Below are 3,334 nucleotides of genomic sequence, written 5' to 3' on the forward strand. Positions count from 1 at the left end.
GCTTCCACCTTCAGAGCGACGCTATCCCGTCGCCTTCTGCGGATTCAACAGAGCACCGTGGTGGGATTCCCGCGTCTTCAGGCGCGGGAGGAGGTCAAAAAACGTTGTGGGCCGACTATTCTCGAAGCGTCATTCGCTGCGGTCCGTTGCCGGACGCACCCCCCCTCCCGGCGAAGAATGACCCTGAAGAGATGAATACGAGTGTTGGATTCGATACAGAGGCGACTCTGGGATCGTGTCTCGTGTTACGGCACTGGTATCGCAGTTGAGTACCTCGTTGGTTTGCTGGACGCACCCCCCTCCGTCCGTCTCTTCGACTCAAAGCCCGATAGAGTACGATACAGTCGTGCTGCGGCTGACGGGCCTCTAAACCACATCTCAAGTGTCTATACTACCCCAACGAGACAGTTTTTTGCTAATACCGAGGAGATTTGTACTGAATGGTGGAGCCGATTTTAAAATGGGCGGGTGGGAAGCGCCAGCTTCTCTCAGAGATTACGGCACTGTTTCCGATCTCATATGAGGCGTATCACGAACCGTTCGTAGGGGGCGGCGCAGTCTTTTTTCAGCAGGATCCTGACGACGGGACGATAAACGATCTAAATACGCGGTTAACAACGTTTTATGAGATCGTCCGAGACCAACCGGACGCCCTCATTTCCGAGAACAAGACACACGAGCATACTGAAGAATACTACTACGACGCTCGGTCGGAGTTCAATGAGTTCCTCACACAGTCGGCTCTGACACAAGACGAGCGGGTCCGAGAGGCAAGCTTACTATTATATCTAAATCGGACGTGTTTCAACGGATTGTATCGGGAGAACAGTGACGGCGAATTTAACGTCTCTTTCGGGCGGTATTCAGATCCAGATTGGGTACAAGAACAGCGGATCCGAAAGGCATCGCGTGTCCTCCAAGACACGGCCGTGTTCAATACGGATTTCAGCTACGTCGTTGATGAGGCTTCTAGGGGCGATCTTGTGTATTTCGATCCGCCGTACGAACCGGTGTCGAAAACTGCGGATTTCAATTCGTACCAAGCAGAGGGATTCGACCGAGAGGATCAACGCCGACTTCGCGATGTCGTGATCGAACTCACGGAAATGGACGTTTCCGTGATCCTCTCTAACTCGCCGCCAATCACGGAGTTATACGAAGACTACGACGTGTTCTCGATCAGATACGTGGATGCTACTCGTGTTATAAATAGCGATGCCAGTAGTCGCGGGGAGGTCTCAGAAGTTCTCATTACAAACGTTCCAGCAGAGGCGCAACGACGAAAGACTCTCTCCGACTTTACAGAGTGAGCCGTCGGAAATCACTCAACGTGGCGTTGAGTCCAGCACGTATTGTTGCTCAGATCCCCGGCCACTCGTCGTGATTTCAGGGAGGCAAACGAGCCACTCGCCAACGGTTCGGGCGCGTCGACGAGTGGTTGAATCCGAGAGATCCGTTTCGGCAGCGAGGATATTCGTAATATCACGTCGGGAGAGAGTACCGTCTTCTTCTAGTTGAGCGTATACACGGGAGATGATCTCGACGTCATGGATCTGCTGTGTGAGGAGGTTATCCGCGGATTCTCGATCGCCACGATCGAGGTACGTGAGGTATTCCTCACCGAGTCGGGTGAGTCCCCAACGACGGATCGTGTGGTTGTCGATTTCGACCTCCTGTTCTTTGTGGAGAAACTGGAGGAGCCACGCGGCGATACCGTAATAATCCGCTTGCCGCGGATTAAACGTGTCTGTATCCCTCTGTCTTCGAACGTATTCTGCGATCTCGGGCTTAATATCCGAACCCGATCCAACCGCCTGGATAACAGTACGTATCACGCTGAAATTGTCTGCCTGTGGCACCTCTAGTGACGGAATAGTATCGGTGCGCTCCGGTTTCTCGAACGCACTCCAGAACGTGGGATCGAGTTCGTATGATTCGTCGTCTGTAACGACGCCGATACTGCTCTCGATCATGATGTCCGTGAGCCGGTCACCGTCGATCAGTCGGATGAAATCTTGGTCTGCGCTTGTCTCGGCTCCAGAAGTGAACGAGGACGTTGTGATCACCGTTCCGATATGATACTGCTGCTCTGAGAGTGCACCTTTAAATCCACGGAGGGTGCGGGCGCCGACGGTGTTTCCAGTAGCATACTGTTTTGCTTGTACGCCGAGCCGGGCATGGAATAGTTCTCGGTCGATGACCGCGTGAATATCGATGCCACCATCGCCACGGAACGGTGTTAGCTCGAGTTCACGAGTTGGCTCTGCCCGCTCGATCACCATTTTACAGAGCTGCTCGAACTGCTCGTGGTCGATCTGTAACCCTTTATCGAGCAGTTCCTCTTTCGCCGTCGATGCTTTCATTCAAGATCGAAGTTTTCACCGCTGAACAAAAATCCTCCTGCCAGAGCAACCAGTACGTTACAGCAGCTGGATCAGTCTTGCGTTGTAAAATCCAGTTCAGAATACTCGTACGTGTAATACTTGATCCCGCTCTCCTCACAGTGCTTCGAAAGCTCTCCCGGCGATACGTCCTTCTCCTCGAAATCACCCAAGAACGCGACTGCCACGTTGTCATCGCCACGCTCCTCAGAGCCTTCCACCACGACGGCCGTGTCCGGATCGCTGTGGCTGGTCTTGACCACCTGATCTCCTGGGACATACGGGTTGTCTGCGAATGCGAGGTTCTCGTGTTTGTACGTCCAGAGCTTGACGTCCTGGTCGTCACAGTACGACGCGAGGATCGCGGGGTGGTAGTCCCGCCACGCACCTGGTCCCTCGTCGAGCGAACTCGGGAACGCGACCCGCACCGCTTCCCCGTCCATTTCGTGTCCGAACGCGCCGGTGTTCTGCTCCGGCGGCAGTACCTCGATGACGATCCCCACTGACGCCTCCGAGTCGCCAGCCTTCACCACCCGATCCCCTGGTGAGAACGGATTCTCCGGCTTCTGATTCATGTGGGCGGTGTTAGGACCGAGGTCGATCAGTTCGTTCATCGGGCGGGCCGCGAGGTGGTCGAGTTTTTCCGGGGACTCGCCCGAGAACGCCTTTTCCGTTTCGACCTTCGATTTCAGCGTCTCGAGTCGCTCCCACCCGAGTAGTCCTCGTTGTCCCGATGCCAGACCATTACCACGATGTCGTCGTCGGGATCTCGTTCAACGAGCGACTCGGGAAGGAAGGCCGAGACGTCCCGCGATGACTTCACGTCGACCGTGTAGCCAAAAACCTCGAAGTCATGCCCAGAGAAGCTCTCGGAGTTACACCGCCGGATTGCTTCCTCGTTTTCCCACTCCCACATCTCGACGGGGAGGTACTCGCGACAGAACTGCTCGAAC

The 3,334-nt window shown here is 54.9% G+C and carries 2 protein-coding genes and 1 pseudogene; 1 reads left to right on the forward strand and 2 read right to left on the reverse strand.

The annotated features are described in order from the left end of the window. Positions 1 to 440 precede the first annotated feature (440 nt). Complete coding sequence (locus EXE44_RS16200; RefSeq protein ID WP_092919572.1) at positions 441 to 1,310, forward strand: DNA adenine methylase; 870 nt, start codon at positions 441 to 443, stop codon at positions 1,308 to 1,310. A gap of 15 nt (positions 1,311 to 1,325) precedes the next feature. Here the strand turns inward: EXE44_RS16200 and EXE44_RS16205 are convergent, their stop codons facing one another. Together EXE44_RS16205 and EXE44_RS16210 are read right to left on the reverse strand one after the other, a co-directional pair. Beyond that, positions 1,326 to 2,363, reverse strand: a complete 1,038-nt coding sequence (locus tag EXE44_RS16205) for a restriction endonuclease (RefSeq protein WP_092919570.1) — start codon at positions 2,361 to 2,363, stop codon at positions 1,326 to 1,328. 71 nt (positions 2,364 to 2,434) lie between these two features. Next, positions 2,435 to 3,334, reverse strand: a pseudogene (locus EXE44_RS16210) (hypothetical protein); the annotation flags it as partial.

It is taken from the genome of Halorubrum sp. SS7 (assembly GCF_005435055.1).
Taxonomy (GTDB): domain Archaea; phylum Halobacteriota; class Halobacteria; order Halobacteriales; family Haloferacaceae; genus Halorubrum; species Halorubrum salinarum.

What these genes read in the sequence shown, in the direction of transcription:
- EXE44_RS16200 (WP_092919572.1), top strand. Translation starts at nt 441, where the DNA reads ATGGTGGAGCCGATTTTAAAATGGGCGGGTGGGAAGCGCCAGCTTCTC.
- EXE44_RS16205 (WP_092919570.1), bottom strand. Translation starts at nt 2,363, where the DNA reads ATGAAAGCATCGACGGCGAAAGAGGAACTGCTCGATAAAGGGTTACAG.